This is a genomic window from Nocardia anaemiae NBRC 100462, from assembly GCF_001612725.1.
Taxonomy (GTDB): domain Bacteria; phylum Actinomycetota; class Actinomycetes; order Mycobacteriales; family Mycobacteriaceae; genus Nocardia; species Nocardia anaemiae.
The window spans coordinates 277,710-295,865 of record NZ_BDAZ01000001.1; the positions used below are offsets into that span (position 1 = coordinate 277,710).

An 18,156-nucleotide genomic window follows, 5' to 3' on the forward strand; every position below is an offset into this window, starting at 1 on the left:
GGTTAGCCGATTCCGAAGCGCGCCAACACATCCGGATCGGTCGCGAACCGCAGGAACTGCTCGTTCTCGTGCGGATCACCGGTGGTCACCCGCACACCGTCGGTGCCATACGGCCGCAGCAGCACCCCGGCCGCCGCGCTCACCTCGCCGTATTCCGCGCTGCGCTCACCAAGCGGCAGCCACAGGAAGTTCGACTCACTCGGCGGCACCTCGTAACCCGCGGCGAGCAGTGCATCGCGCACCCGAACGCGCTCGACGACGAGATTGTCGGTGCGGTCGAGCAGTTCGTGCCGCGCCTCCAGCGAGGCGATCGCGGCGGCCTGCGCCACCCGGTTCACGCTGAACGGGATGTGCACCTTCATCAGCGCGGTGATCACCGCCGGATCGCCGACCGCATAACCCGCGCGCAACCCCGCCAGGCCGTACGCCTTGGAGAAGGTCCGCAGCACAATGACATTCGGCCGATCGCGCCCCAGCTCGACACCATTCGGGCGCTGCTCGGGGGCGAGCCGCATGTATTCGAAGTAGGCCTCGTCCAGCACGATCAGCACATGCCGCGGGATCGCGTCCAGGAAGCGGACCAGCTCGTCCGCGCCGACCGCGGTACCGGTCGGATTGTTCGGATTGCAGACGAAGATCAGCTTGGTGCGCTCGGTGACCGCGGCGGCCATCGCATCCAGATCGTGCAGATGCGCTCGCGTGAGCGGCACCCGCACGGCGGTCGCATTGCCGACCTGGGTGACGATCGGATACGCCTCGAAGGAGCGCCAGGCGAACAGCACCTCATCGGTCGGTGCGTCACAGGTGATCTGCACCAGTTCCTGACACAGCGCGACGCTGCCGCAGCCGACCGCGACGTTCGCCGAGGAGACGCCGAGGAAGTCCGCGATGGCCGCGCGCAGCTCGGTGACCTGATTATCCGGATAGCGGTTCGCCAGTTCGGCGGCCTCGGCAATGGCCTTCGCGGCGGATGGGAGCGGACCGAAGGTGGTCTCGTTGCTGGCGAGCTTGACCGCGCCGGGATGGTTGCGGCCGGGGACGTACGCCGGGATCGAATCGAGGTCCGGCCGGATGTGCGCTGTCACCGTTCAACCATATGCCCGGCACCGGAAAATCCGGGCCTCAGGGCCGCTCACGTGCAATTTCTCGCGAAGATCAGCAGATCCACCTACCCTTGTTTCATGTCGGGCATTTACGACGATATTGCGCCGCTACGTAGTCGCGACGACATCATTTCCGGTTCGGACCCCCAACAATCGACCGACGATCGGCCGCGGACCGCCAGCGCACAGGTGCCCATCACGGTCGCCGAGCCGGAGGGCAATGCGCGCGGCGGCATCGTGATGCTGCACGAAGCCCGGGAGTTCACCGGGCCATTGCTGGAACTCATGAAAGCCCTGGCGACCGAGGGCTGGACGGTGGTCGCGCCCAATCTGTTCCATCGCATCGACGGCGAGCCCGCGCAGGAGGTTTTCGGCGACGAGCTCTTCGACGACTTCGACGCCTGCTTCGACTGGCTCACCCGCCGCGGCGTCTTCCCGGACTGCATCGGCGTGCTCGGCTTCGACCATGCGGGCACCGCCGCCTTCCTGGTGGCGACCAATCGCCCGGTCGGCGCCGCGGTCAGTGTCGCCGCATCCGGCATTGTCGAACCGCTCACCGACAAGGCCGATGCCCTCATCCGCGCGGCCCCCAATCTGCAGGCGCCATGGCTCGGACTCTTCGGCGCCGACGACCCCGACACCCCGCCCGACCAAGTGGATCAACTCCGCGACGCCGCCGCCCGCGCCGCGGTCGCCAGCCTCGTGGTGACCTATCCGGGCCTGCACCACCGCGCCGACCGCCCCGGCGCCGACGACGACTACGACCTCATCGATTCCCAGACCCGGATTTTCGACTGGTTCGACAGCAATCTTCGGTGATTACCTGGCGTTTTGCGATCTGGACGTCGGCTACTGTAACCTTCCTGTTCGGCGGTTCGAAAGGACCGGTGCCCTCGAAGAGAAGGCTCCAGGAGGCGTGCCAGAGCGGCCGAATGGGACTCACTGCTAATGAGTTGTCCCTTCACGGGGACCGGAGGTTCAAATCCTCTCGCCTCCGCCACACCCCGGTCCGCCGGGGCTATATAACTGAACACCGGCATGCGCCCGTAGCTCAACGGATAGAGCATCTGACTACGGATCAGAAGGTTAGGGGTTCGAATCCCTTCGGGCGCACTTCACTCGTTACCGGCTCATGCTCACGGAGAGCGTGAGCCGGTGCTCGTTTCGTTGTGTTTTGTGGGGGTGGAACCCCCGGAGGGCTTCGCCCCCGGACCCCCTGTGTGGCCGGAGGGTTTCGCCCCCGGCTGGATGAGTCGAAGCCTTGACCTATCGAGCAGACATCAGCACCGAACGCAGCCCTGTGCACGGTCGGTCAGGTTCCACCACGGAACGAACTGTGAGTCTTCGGATTTGAGGTTCCAGCGCGCGGCGAGTAGCCCACTCCCGCCTCGGCCGCCCAATACCCGCGCCCGAACCGGTCAACGGCCAGCCGTCGCATAGCCATTGACTACCTCGCACAAGGTAGAGCTTTTGCGAGGTGCCCACTAGTTGTGCGTCACTGACGCCGACATCGTGAGCAGCGCAGCCGGGGCACGAGAAGGTCGGCACGCGGTTGTCGCTTTGCGGTTCCCAGCACCGGGAGGGCGATCGGGCGGGTCGGACATCTGCGCTGGTTCGGTGAGTTTGCTTGCGATACAGGCTATTTCGAAACGACGCGACTCAGGTCGAAGCTGGATAGTGGAAGTCGAGCCGTGGTCGTCGGCGCTATAGTCCCCGCACATCTGTACGGAGAGGACATCCCGATGGCTCTTTCACTGCCCGTGACCTACCTGGCGGGTAGCGCCAACGCGCCGACACGTCAGATCGCGATGGAGAAGTTCTCCGCGATGTGGGAGTACCTGCCGTCGTTTCCGGAGGGGGACACGGCTTTTCCCGGTTGGATCATGCCGCGGCTGCGCAGCACCTTCGCGCTTCCCGGAATGCGGAAGGTGAAGGACGGCAATATCGAGTTGGCCTATCCGGGGATGCCTGGTTACGAGTACACCGGCGAGGGTGAGCTCGAGATTCCGCCGGTGCTGCTGGGTTACTTCGATCAAGCCGAGGCGGCCAAGCCGATTCTGCGGCGCATGATCGAGGAACGCGGCAGCAGCAAGAGCTATCAGGCGTGCATTGTCGATCCGTACGATCACGCGTACTTCGCCTTGGGTGAGGCCGGACTCGAGCAGCATTACGAGTCGTTTCGGAAACCGGCGCTGGAAGAGATCTTCGCTATTCACCGGCTGTTCGATGGCGATGTGGTGTTCCAGCTCGAGAGTCCCGGGCGCATGTTGACCATCGAGGTGATCGAGTCGGCGCAAGAGCGCGCCGCGAAAGCCGTTGAGCTGGCTTCGGATCTGGCCGCGTTCGTGCGTCGGATGCCGCAAGGCGCCCGCGTCACGATCCACCTGTGTCGGGGCGACTGGGAGCACAGCACGTGGCTGAAGCAGATCAACGGGTTCGAACCGGTTGTGCTGCTCGTCAATGCCATCGTGGCGGCCTGGCCCGAGGGCAGGACGCTGCAGGGCATCCATATTCCGCTGGCAGCGGCCGACGTACTTCCGTTCGTGGACAATCCTGATATCTATCAGCCGTTGGAACAGCTGACCACCGAGGCGACCATCTACGCCGGGATCGTGCACGAGAAGGCGAGTTCGGACCACATCCGCCTGGCCTTGACGCAGGCGCGGAAGTATTACCCTCGCCCATTCGGCGGACTGAGCACGTCGTGCGGTATGGCGCGGATGACCGAAGCGGAGATGGACCATGCACTGCGCTTGCTGACGGAATTGATGGTCACGACAACCGGTTGATCGGTCCGAATCCGCGCGAGCGCCGGATCGGCGAAAAGTGTTGCGGAGACGGAGGGATTTGAACCCCCGGTCGCTCTCGCGACGCTCGCTTTCAAGGCGAGTGCATTCGGCCGCTCTGCCACGTCTCCAGGCCAACGAGAGTACCCGTTGCCTCGCGCCGTGTTCCGACGGGTCAGTCGGTGTTGCCTATCTCGTGGTCGACGCGGGCGAAGACCTCGCCGACTATCTCGAGTTGCTCGGGACCCAGTAGGTCGATGAAGTTGCGGCGAACCGCCTCGACGTGACCGGGGGCGGCGGCCTCCAGCCGACGCATACCTTCCTCGGTGAGTTCGGCGAGTACGCCGCGGCCGTCCTCGAGGCAGGTATTGCGGCGGACCATCCGCTGGGTTTCCAGGCGGCGGATCTGATGGGTGAGCCGACTGCGTGAAGACAGCACGCCATCGGCAAGCTCGCTCATGCGCAGCGAACGGTCGGGGGCTTCGGAGAGCAGGACGAGGATTCGGTATTCGGCGAGGGTGAGGTCGGAGTCGCGTTGCAGTTGACGGTTGAGTGCCGTCGCCAAGCGCTGGTTACCGTCCATATAGGCCCGCCAGGCACGCTGCTGCGACGACGAGAGCCATTTCGGCTCGACGGGCGCGTGACTGCTCGGTTCGGGTTGCACAAGCTCTATTCTAAGCGCGCCTGAACAGGGCAAACGCATACCCTGGCCATCATCGAAAGAGCTGGACAAACGATCTCGAGCCCGCGGAGCTGACGCCGAGAGTGCGGCCCGATATCCGAGCGGACAAACGCGCGATCGTGCCGACGAGCCGGTGCCCGAGGCACGATTCAGCGGATTGTCGCGATCAGTGAACGGTCGAGCTCGGCCGGGTTCGCACATCCGGACAGTCCCATGACGGAGTCGAAATCCGCGAGCAGGACGCGCAACGCGTGGCGCACCCCCGCTCGGCCCGCGATGCCGAGACCATATGCCCACGGGCGGCCGTAGAGCACCGCCTTCGCGCCGAGTGCCAGCGCGGTGAGCATGTCCGATCCGGTGCGGATGCCGGAGTCGAACAGGACGTCCGCGCGGTCGCCGATGGTTGCGACCACGGCGGGGAGGGCGTCCAGCGCGGCGATGGCACCGTCTACCTGGCGACCGCCGTGGTTGCTGACGATCACCGCGTCGGCGCCCGCGTCGACGACTTGACGGGCGTCGTCCGGATGCAGGATACCCTTGACCGCGATCGGCAGATCGGTCCACTCCCGGAGGTGGACGAGGTCGCCGAGGCGCAGGGCATGGTTGCCGAACACGCCGCTCCAAGTGAGGATCGCGGCTCGCATCGCATCCTCGCTCTCTTCCGGGAGTGCGGAAAGCTTCGCGCGGAAGACCGGATCCGACAGATAGTTGGCGATGCCCTTACCGTGCAGGAAGGGCAGATGCGCGAGCTCGAGATCACGGGGTCGCCAACCCAGGCTCGGGGTGTCGACGGTGACGACAATGGCCGAAGCACCCGCCCGGTCCGCGCGCTCGACGAACGATCTGGCCAGCTCGTTATCGGCGGGCCAGTACAGCTGATACCACCAGCTACCGGCCGCCGCCCCGACGTCCTCGATGGTGGACGAGGCCGCCGTCGAGAGCACGGTACCGATCCCGAGTTCCTTCGTGACCTCGGCGACGATCACCTCGCCACCATCGTGCAGCAACTCCAGCACCCCGACCGGCGCGGTCAGCACCGGCGCGGCCAGTCGCGTCCCGAGCACCTCCACCGACAGATCGCGGGCCCCCGGACCCGAGGTGCCGCGCAGCATCCGCGGCACAATCCGGTACCGGTCGAATGCGGACCGATTGGCCGCCGCCGTCCGCTCCCCCGACGCACTCCCCGCGACATACGCGAAGGCTTCCTTGCTCAGCACCTCGCGTGCCCGCTCTTCCAAACCCGCAGCCGTCAACGGCAATTCGGGCACTATTCCACCCAGTCCACCGAGGTAGATCTCGTTCTGGAAGTCGACAAAGCTGCTCACGCCCGGAACGGTAGTCCGCCGTCCGCATCCCCGCAGGCAGCTCGCTATATTGCGCCGACGCCAACCGAGGTGCCGCACTCGTGCGCGCCGAATACCCAGCACTCGCGAGGATGAGAGGATGGGGCCGTGCGCGCTATCGAATTGAACGGGTTCGGGGGCCCCGAGGTCATGGAGTGGGGCGAGGCGGCGGATCCGGTGCCGGGGCATGGGGAGGTGCTGATCGAGGTCGCCGCGGCCGGGGTCAATCGCGCGGATCTGTTGCAGCGGCGCGGGTTCTATCCGCCGCCGCCCGGGGCCAGTGCGGTCATGGGGTTGGAATGTTCGGGCGTCATCGCCGAAGTCGGTGACGGGGTGCGGGATTGGCAGATCGGCGATCGGGTGTGCGCGCTGCTGTCCGGTGGCGGTTATGCGGAGCAGGTCGTGGTTGCGGCGACGCAGGTGCTGCCGGTGCCCGACGGGCTCGATCTCGGTGCGGCGGCCGGGCTGCCCGAGGCGGCCGCGACGGTGTGGTCGAATCTCGCGATGACCGCCGGGCTGGACGCGGGTCAGTTGGTGTTGATCCACGGCGGCGGCAGCGGAATCGGTACGCACGCCATTCAAGTCGCGGTGAGCCGGGGTGCGCGAGTGGCGGTGACCGCGGGCTCGACGGAGAAGCTGAAGCGGTGCCGCGAGTTGGGCGCGAGCGTGCTGATCAACTACCGCGAGGACGATTTCGTCGCCGCGATCCGCGCCGAGAACGGTGCGGGCGGTCCTGGAGCCGACATCATCCTCGACATCATGGGCGCCGCCTACCTGTCACGGAACGTCGAGGCGCTCGCACCGCACGGCCGCCTCGTCGTCATCGGCATGCAGGGCGGTGTCACCGCCGAGCTGAATCTCGCTGCGCTGCTGTCCAAATGGGGCACCATCCACGCCAATAACGTCCGCAACCGCCCCACCACCGGCCCCAACAGCAAGGCCACCATCATCGCCGAACTCCGCCGTCACATTTGGCCACTGATCGCCGACGGCACCATCGCCCCAGTCATCCACGCCGAACTCCCGATCACCGAAGCCGCCGAGGCCCACCGCCTCCTGGACTCGTCCGAAACCTTTGGCAAGGTAATCCTGAACATCCACGACGCCTGACGCGCTCTCTCGTCCACTTGCTGCGCTATCTGCCTCCGCCAGCTCGCCGAGCGTAGGGATATGGCGGTCCAATTCGCGGTGGGGGCGACCACATTTCGACTACGTTCGAAGACCTGGGCCGTGCAGCAATACGGCAGAAGCTAGCTGGAGACGGCGTTGGTCGACCGCCCAACGAAACATCTACTCCAGGGCGGCGAGCGCCCGACCGAGTTGATCGATCTCGAATTTCGTTGTGTACGGGGCCAAGCCGACGGTGACTGCTCCGCCTTCGTCGTTGACGCCGAGGGCGTCCAACAGACGGCTGCCGCCGTGCACGCCGCTCAAGGTGCCGATGCGGGCGTCGGCGAGTTTGGCGGCTACCTTTTCGGCTTGCATGCCTGCCATGGTGAAGCTGACGGTGGGGATGCGGGTGGAGGCGCGGCCGATGACGGTGAGGTTGGAGATTTTGTCGAGCACGTCCATCAAGTGCTCGAAGAGTTGGTCGTGATAGTCCTGCAGCGAGGTGATGGAGATTTCCAGGCGCTCGCGGCGGGTGCCGCGGGCACGCTCGTCCAGGCCAGCGAGGAAATCAATGGAGGTCGTCAATCCGGCGAGCAGGGCGTATTGGTGGCCGCCGACCTCGAGCCGTTCGGCGCCCTTGGCATAGGGGTTCAGTGACATCGACGGGATCCGGTCCAGGAAGGCCGGATCGCGGAAGACCAGCGCGCCGATCTGCGGACCACCCCAGGCGGGGGCGCTCAACGCGACCACATCGGCATTGAGTTCGTCGATATCGATGAGGGCGTAGGGCGCGGCGCCGAAGCAATCGGCGACGAGCAGACCACCCACCTCGTGCACCCGATCCGCCGCGACCCGCACCGCGGGGGCCGAACCGACGATCGGTGATGCGGCGGTCAGCGCGACCAGCCGGGCGGTCGGGCCGATCAATTCCTCGAACTGCCAGGACGGCATCTCACAGGTCTCGATCTCGACCTCGGCCCAGCGCACATGCGCGCCGTAGCGGTTCGCGATCCGCAACCACGGCGCGACATTCGCCTCATCGTCCAATCGCGACAGCACTATCCCGGTGCCGAGGCCGAGCCGCGAACTCAGCGACTCCGCCAACCAGGCCAGCAGAACCGCACGGTCCGGTCCGAGCACGACGCCCGCCGGATCAGCGCCGACGAGATCCGCGACGGCCTCGCGCGCCGCGTCCAGAATCGCGGCACTGCGAACGGCCGCGCCATTGCGGCCGATATGGGAAAACGAAGAGGTTCGGAAACCTGTTGATACGGCACGAGATACCGAATCCGGGACCAGCATTCCGCCCTGCGGGTCGAGATGGATCCAACCGTCGCCCAGGGACGGTATCAGGCCCCGAACCCTCGCGACGTCGTATGTCATGTTGGCCACTCTAAGGGCAGCGGGCGAGCCTGGGTAACCGCGTTCCCCCTCACCGGCGGGCGGGGGTGCAGTGAACTGGGACTCAGCATGGCAACCGACTTTCAACAAATCCGAACCACACGACCCGAACAGAATAGACGCCGCATCTGCGCCGCGGCACCGACCCGGTGACCTGATCGAAGGCGACCGACTTAGCGCGTTCGCGGCGGACACGACATGATGGGGACCATGACGCAATCGGATGGAGCACCTGAATCCATTGTCGTGATCGGACCCGACGGCAGGCCGCTGGCCATTCCGGTCGAGTCCGGCTCGGACACGCCCTTCACCGCCCAGGTCGTTACCGACGGCAATGAGAACTCCGACAATGCGGACAATAAGGACGACGCCGAGGAATCGCTCGCCGATATGGTCGAGCAGCCCGCGAAGGTCATGCGCATCGGGACCATGATCAAACAATTGCTGGAGGAAGTCCGCGCGGCTCCGTTGGACGATGCCAGCCGAACCCGGCTGCGTGAGATCCACAAATCCTCGGTACGCGAACTCGAGCAGGGTCTGGCACCGGAATTGCGCGCGGAACTGGAGCGGCTCACGCTGCCGTTCACCGATGACGCGGTGCCATCCGATGCCGAGCTCCGTATCGCTCAGGCCCAGCTCGTCGGCTGGTTGGAAGGCCTTTTCCACGGCATCCAGACGGCGCTGTTCGCCCAGCAGATGGCGGCGCGAGCGCAGCTGGAACAGATGCGTCAGGGTGCGCTGCCGCCCGGCATCCACGCGGCCGACCCGCGCGGGGGCCAGTCGAACCCGCCGATGGGCGGCTCCGGACAATATCTCTGACCAGATCCGAGTCGAGTGCCAGCCGGGTCGGTTGGAAATCGCGAGGGTAGTGTCGAGCACCGTGCCGTCCGCTGCCGCCCGCCCCGACTCGGTCTCCGATGTGAATACGGAGAGCTCGGATCGTCCTGAAGAGGGTTCAGTGCGTTCAGATACCAGCCAAGCGCGTACCGACGAGAGTTCCGATGAGACCTCCGTGCCTGCTGAAGACACCGCGCCGGAGCATCCGGTGAGCTCCGACGCGGAAACGTCCGCTTCCGACGAGGCGGTCGAGACTGCTATCGTCTCGGACTCGCAGACCTTCGGTCGCGCCTTCAAGGACTTCCGCGGCGGCTTCACCCAGCGCGAGCTGTGGCTGTCGCTCGGCTGGCAGGACATCAAACAGCGCTATCGGCGCTCGGTGCTCGGCCCGTTCTGGATCACCATCGCGACCGGTGTGCAGGCCGCCGCGATCGGCATTCTGTACTCCGCGCTGCTCGGCCAGTCGATCAAGTCTTATCTGCCGTATGTGGCCGTCGGCATCATCGTCTGGAATGTGATCCAGGCCAGCATCCTCGAGGGCTCGGATGTATTCATCGCCAACGAGGGGCTGATCAAACAGCTGCCGTCGGCGCTGAGCGTGCACGTCTATCGCCTGGTCTGGCGGCAGTTGCTGTTCTTCGCGCACAACATGCTGATTTATCTGGTGGTGCTGTTCGCATTCGGCGTCTGGGAAAAGCTGCACTGGACCGCCATTTTCGCGATCCCCGCACTCGTGCTGCTCTTCCTCAACTCGATGTGGGTTTCGATCGTGTTCGGCATCTTCAGCACCCGGTACCGCGATATAGCGCCGATTCTCGGCAGCCTCACGCTGATGCTGTTCGTGCTCACGCCGGTCATGTGGAATACGAAAAGCCTGGAAGAACAGGGCGGTCAGGTGAGCGAGCGCGCGAAGCTGGCCGAAATCGTGCCGACCTTCCATTACCTGGAAATCGTCCGCGCACCGTTGCTCGGCGATGATCAGCATCTGTATCACTGGGTGATCGTCGGCGGCATCACCGTCGTCGGCTGGATCGTGGCGATCTTCGCCATGAAGCAGTACCGTTCGCGCGTGCCGTACTGGGTATAGGAGATCGGGCCCGATGACCGACCATGTGAGTATCGAAACCCGCCAGGCGTGGGTCGAGTTCCCGATCTTCGACGCCAAATCGCGGTCGCTGAAAAAGGCATTCCTCGGCAAGGCCGGTGGTGCGATCGGGCGCAATCAGTCCGACGTCGTGGTGGTCGAGGCGCTGCGCGACATCACCCTTTCGCTGAAAGAGGGCGACCGGGTCGGCCTGATCGGACATAACGGCGCGGGCAAATCGACGCTGCTGCGGCTGCTTTCGGGAATCTATGAACCCTCGCGCGGCAGTGCCCGCATCCGCGGCCGGGTGGCGCCGGTATTCGACCTCGGCGTCGGTATGGATCCGGAGATCTCCGGCTTCGAGAACATCATCATCCGTGGGCTTTTCCTCGGACAGACGCGCAAGCAGATGCTGTCGAAGATCGATGAGATCGCCGAATTCACCGAACTCGGCGAATACCTGTCCATGCCGCTGCGCACCTATTCCACGGGTATGCGGGTGCGCCTGGCGATGGGTGTGGTGACCTCCATCGATCCGGAGATCCTGCTGCTCGACGAGGGGATCGGCGCGGTGGACGCCGAATTCATGAAGAAGGCTCGGATCCGGTTGCAATCACTGGTGGCCCGTTCGGGCATCCTGGTGTTCGCCAGCCATTCCAACGAATTTCTGGCCCAGCTCTGCGATACCGCCATGTGGGTCGACCACGGGCAGATCCGCTTGCGCGGCGGTATCGAAGAAGTGGTACGTGCCTATGAAGGCCCGGACGCGGGCAATCACGTCGCCACCGTACTGCGCGAAATGGAAGCGGAACGGAAAATGGGAACCGAGCGAGAATTGGAGCGGAATCAGGCATGAGTGAGCCGACCGGGCAGAACGCCCCGATCGACGCGGGGCACGAGGGCCCGATCGACTCCGTGCCAGATTCCGACGAGCCCTCCCCCGCGCAGATCGAAGCCGCCCGCACCCCGGCTGGCACTGGCCCCGACGCCAAGATCGTCGCCGTCGTGGTCACCCACAAACGCCGCGAACTGCTCGCGGAATCGCTCAAAGTCCTTGTCTCCCAGACCCGTCCGGTGGACCACCTGATCGTGGTCGACAACGCCAACGAACCCGAGGTCGCGGAGCTGGTCGCCCAGCAGCCGGTCGAGGCCACCTATCTCGGCTCGGCGCACAATCTCGGCGGCGCGGGCGGTTTCGCGCTCGGCATGCTGCACGCGCTGACCCTCGGCGCGGACTGGGTGTGGCTGGCCGACGACGACGGTCGCCCGGACGGCTCGGAAGTCCTTGCCACGCTGCTCGATTGCGCTGGCCGACACGGCCTGGTCGAGGTGTCGCCGGTGGTCTGCGATATCGATGAACCGGATCGCCTCGCCTTCCCGCTGCGCCGCGGCGTGGTCTGGCGACGGCTGCGTTCGGAACTAGGTGACGAAGACTTCCTGCCCGGCATCGCCTCACTATTCAACGGCGCGCTGATCTCCGCCAAGGCGGTCGATCTGATCGGCGTCCCGGACCTGCGGCTATTCGTCCGCGGTGACGAGGTCGAGGTGCATCGCAGGCTGGTCCGCTCCGGTCTGCCGTTCGGCACCTGCCTACAGACGGCCTACCTGCATCCCAACGGCGCCGCCGAATTCAAGCCGATCCTCGGCGGCCGCATGCACACCCAGTATCCGGACGATCCGGTCAAGCGCTACTTCACCTACCGCAACCGCGGCTACCTCATGTCCCAGCCCGGCATGCGCAAACTGCTGCCACAGGAATGGATCCGCTTCTCCTGGTTCTTCCTGGTCACCCGCCGTGATCCGGCCGGTCTTCGCGAATGGTTCCACCTGCGCAGCCTGGGCCGCAATGAGCAGTTCGGCAAGCCGACCCCGGACCAGAAGACCACCGACGAAAAATAGCTTGCGCGGGTCTGCGCGCAATGCCAAAGTGGGCGAGCAACGTCGAGTTGAGAGTGAGGAGGTGGAGATCGTGACACGGACCGTTCGGATTGTCGTGCCCGGATCAGCTGTGCAAACGCACGCGGTCGCACGAATTTCCGCCTCAGATACCTCTCGCTGAGTCCGGTTCGGGCTCGGCGCCCGACGAAGGATTCCTTCCATCATGGTCGATTACGACCTCCTCGTCCCTTACGGCTGGACCGAAGCCGTTGCCAATGAATACCACTCGCTCATCCACGATGGGTGCGTCCCCGCGCGGGTGATCCGGATGGATCGCAGCGAATGCGATGTCGCGACACCGACCGGTCTGACGCGCGCTCGTTGCCCGCGTTTGCTCTGGCCTGAGCGGGGGCCGTCCGTGGTTACGCAAGCTGCCTCCTCCCGGCCTGACTCGCTCAGCCGCGATGCCGAAATCAGCGGACTGTGCACCGGCGACTGGGTGAGCATCGACGCCGACCTGAATGTGCGACAGCTGCTGCCACGCCGCGGCGCGATCATGCGCTCGGCCGCCGACCGGCGGGCGCAGGGCCAAGTGCTGGCCGCCAATGTCGATACCGTGCTGATCTGCAGTGCGGCCGATGGCGATATCGACCTCGGACGGATCGAGCGCATGCTCGCACTGGCCTGGGAGAGCAGCGCACAGCCGATCGTGGTGCTCACCAAAGCGGATGCGGCGCTGGATATTCCGCTGGACGAGGTGCAGGCCGTCGCGCCCGGCGCGGTCGCCCTCGCGGTCAGTGCGGATACCGGATTCGGACTCGATGTGCTCACCGCGATGCTCGACGGCACCGTCGCGCTGATCGGTCCGTCCGGGGTCGGAAAATCGACGCTGGCCAATGCGCTGCTCGGCCAGGAACTCTTCGCCACCAACGCCGTTCGCGGCGTGGACAAGAAGGGCAGGCACACCACTGTGCATCGGGAGCTGCGGCCGCTGCCCGGCGGCGGCACGCTGATCGATACGCCCGGACTGCGCGGCATCGGCCTCTGGGATGCCGCCGAAGGCATCGAGAAAACCTTCAGCGATATCGAATCCCTCGCGGCGCACTGCCGATTCGACGACTGCGCGCACAACGGCGAACCCGGTTGTGCGGTACGGGAAGCCATCGACAGCGGCGCGCTCACCCAGCGGCGCTTGGACAGCTACCGCAAACTCGAACGGGAAAACGCCTGGATGGCAGCGCGATCGGATAAGCGGCTACAAGCCGAACGCGCCAAAGTCTGGCGCGATATCCGCAAGCAGCAGCGGCAGTTCTACCAGGGGCGCGGCTCGCGGCGCTGATTCGACCGGTACCGGGCGGGAGCCGCGGCCCCGCAGGAGTGCCCCCAACCATGGGTCCAGCGAACGCCGCAGCAACACGGTAGGGTCGGCACGCACAATCGCTAAATACGGGAGGGTTCCGATGAGTTACCCCGGCGGGTATCCGCCTCAGGGCCAGCCAGGGCAATGGCCCGGGCAGCCCGCATATGGTCAGCCGACGCCGCAGGGCGCGCCGAATACCTACGGTGCGCCACCGCAATACGCGCCGCCCGCCGGGCAGCCGCCGGTCAGCCAACCGCAGATGCCGCAGCCGCCGTACGGCAGTCAGCCGCATATTCCACAGCCGCAGTACGGCGGTCAGCCGCAGCCTTACGGCCAGCCGCCGCAACCGTATGGGCAGCAGCCGTACGGCCAGCAGCCCTATGGGCAACCGGCTCCGCAGCAGGCACCCGCCCCACCGGGTATCACGGTCGAGGCCTCTTATGAATGGTTCGCCTTCCTGCTGGCGATCACCAAGCCGAAGATTCTGGTGAACGGTCAGCAGGTGCCGAATACACGGTGGGGCCAGAACCATATACCGGTCGGTCCCGGTCAGTACCACGTAAAAGTGGTCACGCCATGGCTGTTCGATATGGGTCCGGCGAATACGACGGCGGTGATCCAGGAAGGTCAGGGCGCGCGGTTCTACTACAAGCCGCCCGCGATCATCTTCCTCAACGGTGCGATCGGCCCGGTCCCGCAGAAGACGCCCGGCGCCATCTTCATCTACATCAGCTGGGCCATCGTGGCATTGATGATTCTGCTCAACATCGTGTTGATCGCTGGCGCGGCCAGCATCTGACAACGTCGAACGGGTGTCGGGGTTCCGGCGCCCTTTCTTCGCCGCCCCTATGCAACTGGTTGCATAGCAGACTGGGTTACCCTTGACGTGCACAACACCCGTCGGCGACTGCTCGCCGGTCGCTCGAACGGGTCGGCACGGTCGCGGGCGCACCCACCCGCGGCCCGACGACAGGAGCAGGTCATGACGGAACCGGGATCGAAGCCGCTCGCGGGCAGGACGATGATCATGTCGGGCGGCAGCCGTGGCATCGGTTTGGAGATCGCCAAGCGAGCCGCCGCCGACGGCGCGAATATCACCCTGATCGCGAAGACCGACCAGCCGCATCCGAAGCTGCCCGGCACCATCCATACCGCCGCGGCGGAACTCGAAGAGGCGGGCGGCACCGTGCTGCCGTTCGTCGGCGATGTGCGCATCGATGAGTCGGTCGCCGAGGCGGTGCGCCAGACCGTCGAGCGGTTCGGCGGCATCGATATCGTTGTCAACAACGCCTCGGCGATCGATCTGTCCCCCACCGACGCCATCTCCATGAAGAAATACGACCTGATGCAGGACATCAACTGCCGCGGCAGCTTCCTGCTTTCCAAGCTCAGCATTCCGGCACTGCGCGAATCGGCCGCGGCGGGTCGCAACCCGCACATCCTGACACTGTCCCCGCCGCTCAACCTGGACCCGAAATGGGCGGGCATGGCGCTGGGCTACACCATCGCCAAATACGGAATGTCGCTCACCACACTGGGTTTGGCCGAGGAACTCAAGGGCGATGGCATCGCCGTCAACTCACTGTGGCCGCGCACCACCATCGCCACCGCCGCGGTGAAGAATCTGCTCGGCGGCGAGGAAATGATCGCCACCTCCCGCACCCCCGATATCTACGCCGACGCCGCCTACCTGGTCCTTACCTCGCCGTCGAAGGAGACCAGCGGCAATTTCTTCCTCGATGACGAAGTCCTCGCCGCACACGGCATCACCGACCTGGACAAATACCGTGTCGTCCCCGGCGACACCGAACTGACCACCGACTTGTTCCTCTGACCGTCGCAAGGGTGGGCGCGTGGCTGGCGATGAACCCCGCGCCCACCCGCTACCGTCGATGACGTGACTGGACAACCGAACCCGGCCGAGATCACGCTGGTCCGCGGTGACATCACCAAGCAGCAGGTCGACGCGATCGTCAATGCGGCCAATTCCTCCCTGCTCGGCGGCGGTGGTGTCGACGGCGCGATCCATCGGGCAGGCGGGCCCGAAATTCTCGATGCCTGCCGGAAGTTGCGCGCGTCGCGGTACGGCAAGGGGCTGCCGACGGGTCGAGCCGTCGCCACCACCGCGGGTCGGCTGGCCGCGAACTGGGTCATCCACACCGTCGGGCCGGTCTGGTCGGCGAGCGAGGACCGCTCCGCCCAACTCGCCTCGTGCTACCGCGAATCACTGCGGGTGGCAGACGAATTGGGCGCGCGCACCATCGCGTTTCCGGCGATCTCGACGGGCATCTACCGCTGGCCGATCGAGGACGGCGCGCGGATCGCCATCGAGACGGTGCGCGAAGCGACAACGCATGTCACGGAAGTTCGCTTCGTCCTTTTCGACGAGCGCGCGTACGGCGCATTCGAAGCCGCACTGCGCTGAGCATTCGCCCGGAAGGGTCAGCGAGGATCACGCACAACCAGTGACTATCGCGCAGAACCTACACCCTGTGCGCGATAGTCATTGGTTGTGCGACAACAGTTCTGGTCCGCTACGCCGGGCGCAGTGGACGGGGACTCAGTTCGGGTCGATGCCGTAGAGGCGCGCCCAGTTCTCGCGGCTGGTGAGCTCCGGCATCGCGGCGCGGTACTGCTGGGTGAGCTTGGGCAGTTCCCGGCGCAGGCGGCGCAGGACGCGGATGGTGCGCAGGAGCAGCGCGCGGGCGCGGGCCTTATCACGCTGCCGGACCCGCACGCCGGACTGCGAGGCGTCGGTGACCACGACGTGGTCGAACAGCGAAACATGCCACCAGTGCGCGTCCTCGCGGGTGACGCCGATCAGGCCGCGCTGGGTGCGCCCGGTCCACTGGGTGATGGCCCGTTTGATCAGCACCGCCGTGACCCGACTCGGTTCGCCACCGGCCCTGCGCAATTGGATATCGGCCGAGCGAACCGGCGGGGTCGCGGCCGGATGCTTGATGGTCTCGGCGTAATCGGCGCGACTGGTGCGGGCCGCGGCCAGTGCGGCGATTCCACCGTCGCGCAGGATCTTCGGCCCCTGCAGGAAGTCCTCGATGCCCTGCAGCGTGGTGTGCACGAGACCGTACTGCATGGCGACCAGATGTTCGGCCAGACTCCGGAACAGTTGGCGGGTAATGGCTTTGCCGTCGAGATCGGTGTGCAGCGAACCGACGATCAACGAGTTGCGCGTGCTGAAATAGCGCGCCCAGTCGTCGTAGTCCTTCCAGTAGAAGTCGGCGTGCCAGACCGCGGCATTCGGCAGCGTCACCGTGACGAACCCGTGCTCGCGGGCCCGGATGCCGTATTCGACATCGTCCCACTGGAAGAAGATCGGCACCGGCAGCCCGATCTTGGCGACCACCTCGGCCGGGATCAGGCAGGTCCACCAGGCGTTGTAGCCCGCGTCGACGCGGCGCTCCTGGTTCTTCTTCAGCATGCTGGTGTTGCGCAATGCCTTCGGCACCTTCTGGCCGTGCTTCAGCTCGTGCAGATGCACTTCCTCGGCGCCGACATTCAGGTAGTCCGGGTTGAGCAGGAACAACATCTGCGCGCCGACAAGCGTCGGTTCCACGGTCAGATTGGCGAAGGCATTGAGTCGCAATACCGTTTCCGGTTCGCAGAGAATGTCGTCGTCCATCAGGATGACATCGGCGTGCTCGTTGACCGCCGACACCTCGTACAGGCCACGGGTGAAGCCGCCCGCACCACCGAGATTCGGCTGCCGGATGTAGCGCAGCTTGTCACCGAAGATCGGCAGCGTCTCCTGGAAACGCGCCTGGTCCTGCACCAGATCGGTGCCCTGATCCACCACATAGACCGCGTCGATGGCCTCCAGAATCGGGGCGTCGGAGGCCAGTGCGGCCACCGTCTCGGCGCAGTCGGTGGCCCGGTTGAAGGTGCAGATCGCGATGGCGACGGGACGCACACGCTCGGGCGCGGTGGCGGTCCAGGTCTGCGCGGAGATGCCGAGTTCGCCGCCGATGGCATCGAATTCGAGCCAGAGCGCGCCGCCGTCGACGTACTGGTCCAGCGGTGCGGTCAGGGTCAGCGGACCGCTGGTGGTGATCTCGGCCGTCTCGATGATCCGGCGGTGCCCGGCGATATCGGAGGCGACCACCCGGACCCGGGCCTTCTTGGTCACATCGAGCACCATGCTCGCCCACACCTCGGTCACCGTGGTCCAGCGCTGCCAGTAGCTGGCCGCGAAGCGCCCGAAGTAGGTGTTGGTATGCGCGGACGCGCCCTTCTCCAGTCTCAGCTCCAGGCGTTCCCGATGTGCGCGACCCTTGACGACGGCGTAGAGCTCGTCACTCACCTTCGCCGACGGACCGGTGAAGATGCCGCGCTGCAGCACCAGCCGATCGGGCGCCTGATGATCCACGCGCAGCGAGGCGGGCGCGGTCGAAGGTCGGTCATTTGTCTCGGTAACGGCCTGGGTAGCCGACTGATCCATGAAGTCCTCGAAATCGTTGGTGCCGACGGGACAGACACGCCCCTGGATGCCTTCGCGGCGGGGCCGAGGATATCAATCGGGCTCGGCGGGCGCCTGTCCAGTAACCGGGGTGGTCC

16 protein-coding genes and 3 tRNA genes are annotated in these 18,156 nt (G+C 65.7%); 13 read left to right on the forward strand and 6 right to left on the reverse strand.

Translation table 11 applies throughout. From position 1 onward, the window contains the following. Positions 1-2: 2 nt before the first annotated feature. Entirely contained in the window at positions 3-1,085 is a 1,083-nt protein-coding gene (hisC, locus tag NA5_RS01250) for a histidinol-phosphate transaminase (protein ID WP_062980884.1), read from the reverse strand. 96 nt (positions 1,086-1,181) lie between these two features. Here hisC and NA5_RS01255 point away from each other — a divergent pair, with 96 nt between their 5' ends. From NA5_RS01255 to NA5_RS01270, 4 genes are all read left to right on the forward strand, one after another. After that, a complete protein-coding gene (locus tag NA5_RS01255; RefSeq protein ID WP_062980886.1) occupies positions 1,182-1,922 on the forward strand; it encodes a dienelactone hydrolase family protein in 741 nt (246 codons plus the stop codon). Between the two features lie 91 nt (positions 1,923-2,013). Beyond that, a tRNA-Ser gene (locus NA5_RS01260) sits at positions 2,014-2,103 on the forward strand. A gap of 40 nt (positions 2,104-2,143) precedes the next feature. Then, positions 2,144-2,216, forward strand: a tRNA-Arg gene (locus tag NA5_RS01265). Between the two features lie 629 nt (positions 2,217-2,845). Continuing rightward, positions 2,846-3,892 carry a uroporphyrinogen decarboxylase/cobalamine-independent methonine synthase family protein gene (locus tag NA5_RS01270; protein WP_157110169.1) on the forward strand — a complete coding sequence of 349 codons (1,047 nt, stop codon included), beginning with the start codon at positions 2,846-2,848 and terminating at the stop codon, positions 3,890-3,892. A gap of 43 nt (positions 3,893-3,935) precedes the next feature. Here NA5_RS01270 and NA5_RS01275 read toward each other — a convergent pair. The 3 genes from NA5_RS01275 to NA5_RS01285 all read right to left on the reverse strand — a co-directional run bounded on the left by NA5_RS01275 (position 3,936) and on the right by NA5_RS01285 (position 5,896). Further along, a tRNA-Ser gene (locus NA5_RS01275) sits at positions 3,936-4,020 on the reverse strand. 44 nt (positions 4,021-4,064) lie between these two features. Further along, complete coding sequence (locus NA5_RS01280) at positions 4,065-4,472, reverse strand: MarR family winged helix-turn-helix transcriptional regulator (RefSeq protein ID WP_307188857.1); 408 nt, start codon at positions 4,470-4,472, stop codon at positions 4,065-4,067. A 248-nt stretch (positions 4,473-4,720) separates the two neighbouring features. Next, positions 4,721-5,896, reverse strand: coding sequence for a lactate 2-monooxygenase (locus NA5_RS01285; RefSeq protein ID WP_062980892.1), 1,176 nt, complete (start codon positions 5,894-5,896; stop codon positions 4,721-4,723). A 126-nt stretch (positions 5,897-6,022) separates the two neighbouring features. Between NA5_RS01285 and NA5_RS01290 the strand changes: the two genes are divergently transcribed. Beyond that, positions 6,023-7,024 carry an NAD(P)H-quinone oxidoreductase gene (locus tag NA5_RS01290; RefSeq protein WP_062980894.1) on the forward strand — a complete coding sequence of 334 codons (1,002 nt, stop codon included), beginning with the start codon at positions 6,023-6,025 and terminating at the stop codon, positions 7,022-7,024. A gap of 180 nt (positions 7,025-7,204) precedes the next feature. Here NA5_RS01290 and NA5_RS01295 read toward each other — a convergent pair whose 3' ends face one another. Further along, positions 7,205-8,407 carry a cysteine desulfurase-like protein gene (locus tag NA5_RS01295; protein WP_062980895.1) on the reverse strand — a complete coding sequence of 401 codons (1,203 nt, stop codon included), beginning with the start codon at positions 8,405-8,407 and terminating at the stop codon, positions 7,205-7,207. A 228-nt stretch (positions 8,408-8,635) separates the two neighbouring features. On the opposite strand from NA5_RS01295, the gene NA5_RS01300 reads away from it, so the two are divergent. The 8 genes from NA5_RS01300 to NA5_RS01335 all read left to right on the forward strand — a co-directional run bounded on the left by NA5_RS01300 (position 8,636) and on the right by NA5_RS01335 (position 16,009). Continuing rightward, positions 8,636-9,244: a bacterial proteasome activator family protein gene (locus NA5_RS01300; RefSeq protein ID WP_062981296.1), complete on the forward strand. Its 609-nt coding sequence runs from the start codon at positions 8,636-8,638 to the stop codon at positions 9,242-9,244. 226 nt (positions 9,245-9,470) lie between these two features. After that, positions 9,471-10,349 (forward strand): galactan export ABC transporter permease subunit Wzm/RfbD, encoded by an 879-nt coding sequence (gene wzm, locus NA5_RS01305; protein ID WP_062981298.1) that lies wholly within the window; start codon positions 9,471-9,473, stop codon positions 10,347-10,349. A 13-nt stretch (positions 10,350-10,362) separates the two neighbouring features. After that, positions 10,363-11,202, forward strand: a complete 840-nt coding sequence (gene wzt, locus NA5_RS01310) for a galactan export ABC transporter ATP-binding subunit Wzt/RfbE (protein ID WP_062980896.1) — start codon at positions 10,363-10,365, stop codon at positions 11,200-11,202. After that, complete coding sequence (gene glfT1 / locus NA5_RS01315) at positions 11,199-12,245, forward strand: galactofuranosyltransferase GlfT1 (protein WP_245672032.1); 1,047 nt, start codon at positions 11,199-11,201, stop codon at positions 12,243-12,245. The genes wzt and glfT1 overlap by 4 nt, the downstream gene beginning before the upstream one ends. Before the next feature lie 202 nt (positions 12,246-12,447). Then, a complete protein-coding gene (gene rsgA / locus NA5_RS01320) occupies positions 12,448-13,563 on the forward strand; it encodes a ribosome small subunit-dependent GTPase A (RefSeq protein ID WP_062980899.1) in 1,116 nt (371 codons plus the stop codon). A gap of 121 nt (positions 13,564-13,684) precedes the next feature. Further along, positions 13,685-14,383, forward strand: a complete 699-nt coding sequence (locus tag NA5_RS41600; RefSeq protein WP_063813116.1) for a hypothetical protein — start codon at positions 13,685-13,687, stop codon at positions 14,381-14,383. Between the two features lie 183 nt (positions 14,384-14,566). Next, positions 14,567-15,418, forward strand: a complete 852-nt coding sequence (locus NA5_RS01330) for an SDR family oxidoreductase (protein ID WP_062980901.1) — start codon at positions 14,567-14,569, stop codon at positions 15,416-15,418. 63 nt (positions 15,419-15,481) lie between these two features. Continuing rightward, entirely contained in the window at positions 15,482-16,009 is a 528-nt protein-coding gene (locus NA5_RS01335) for an O-acetyl-ADP-ribose deacetylase (RefSeq protein WP_062980906.1), read from the forward strand. A gap of 135 nt (positions 16,010-16,144) precedes the next feature. Here the strand turns inward: NA5_RS01335 and NA5_RS01340 are convergent, their stop codons facing one another. Continuing rightward, positions 16,145-18,040: a glycosyltransferase gene (locus NA5_RS01340; RefSeq protein ID WP_062980909.1), complete on the reverse strand. Its 1,896-nt coding sequence runs from the start codon at positions 18,038-18,040 to the stop codon at positions 16,145-16,147. Positions 18,041-18,156 lie beyond the last annotated feature (116 nt).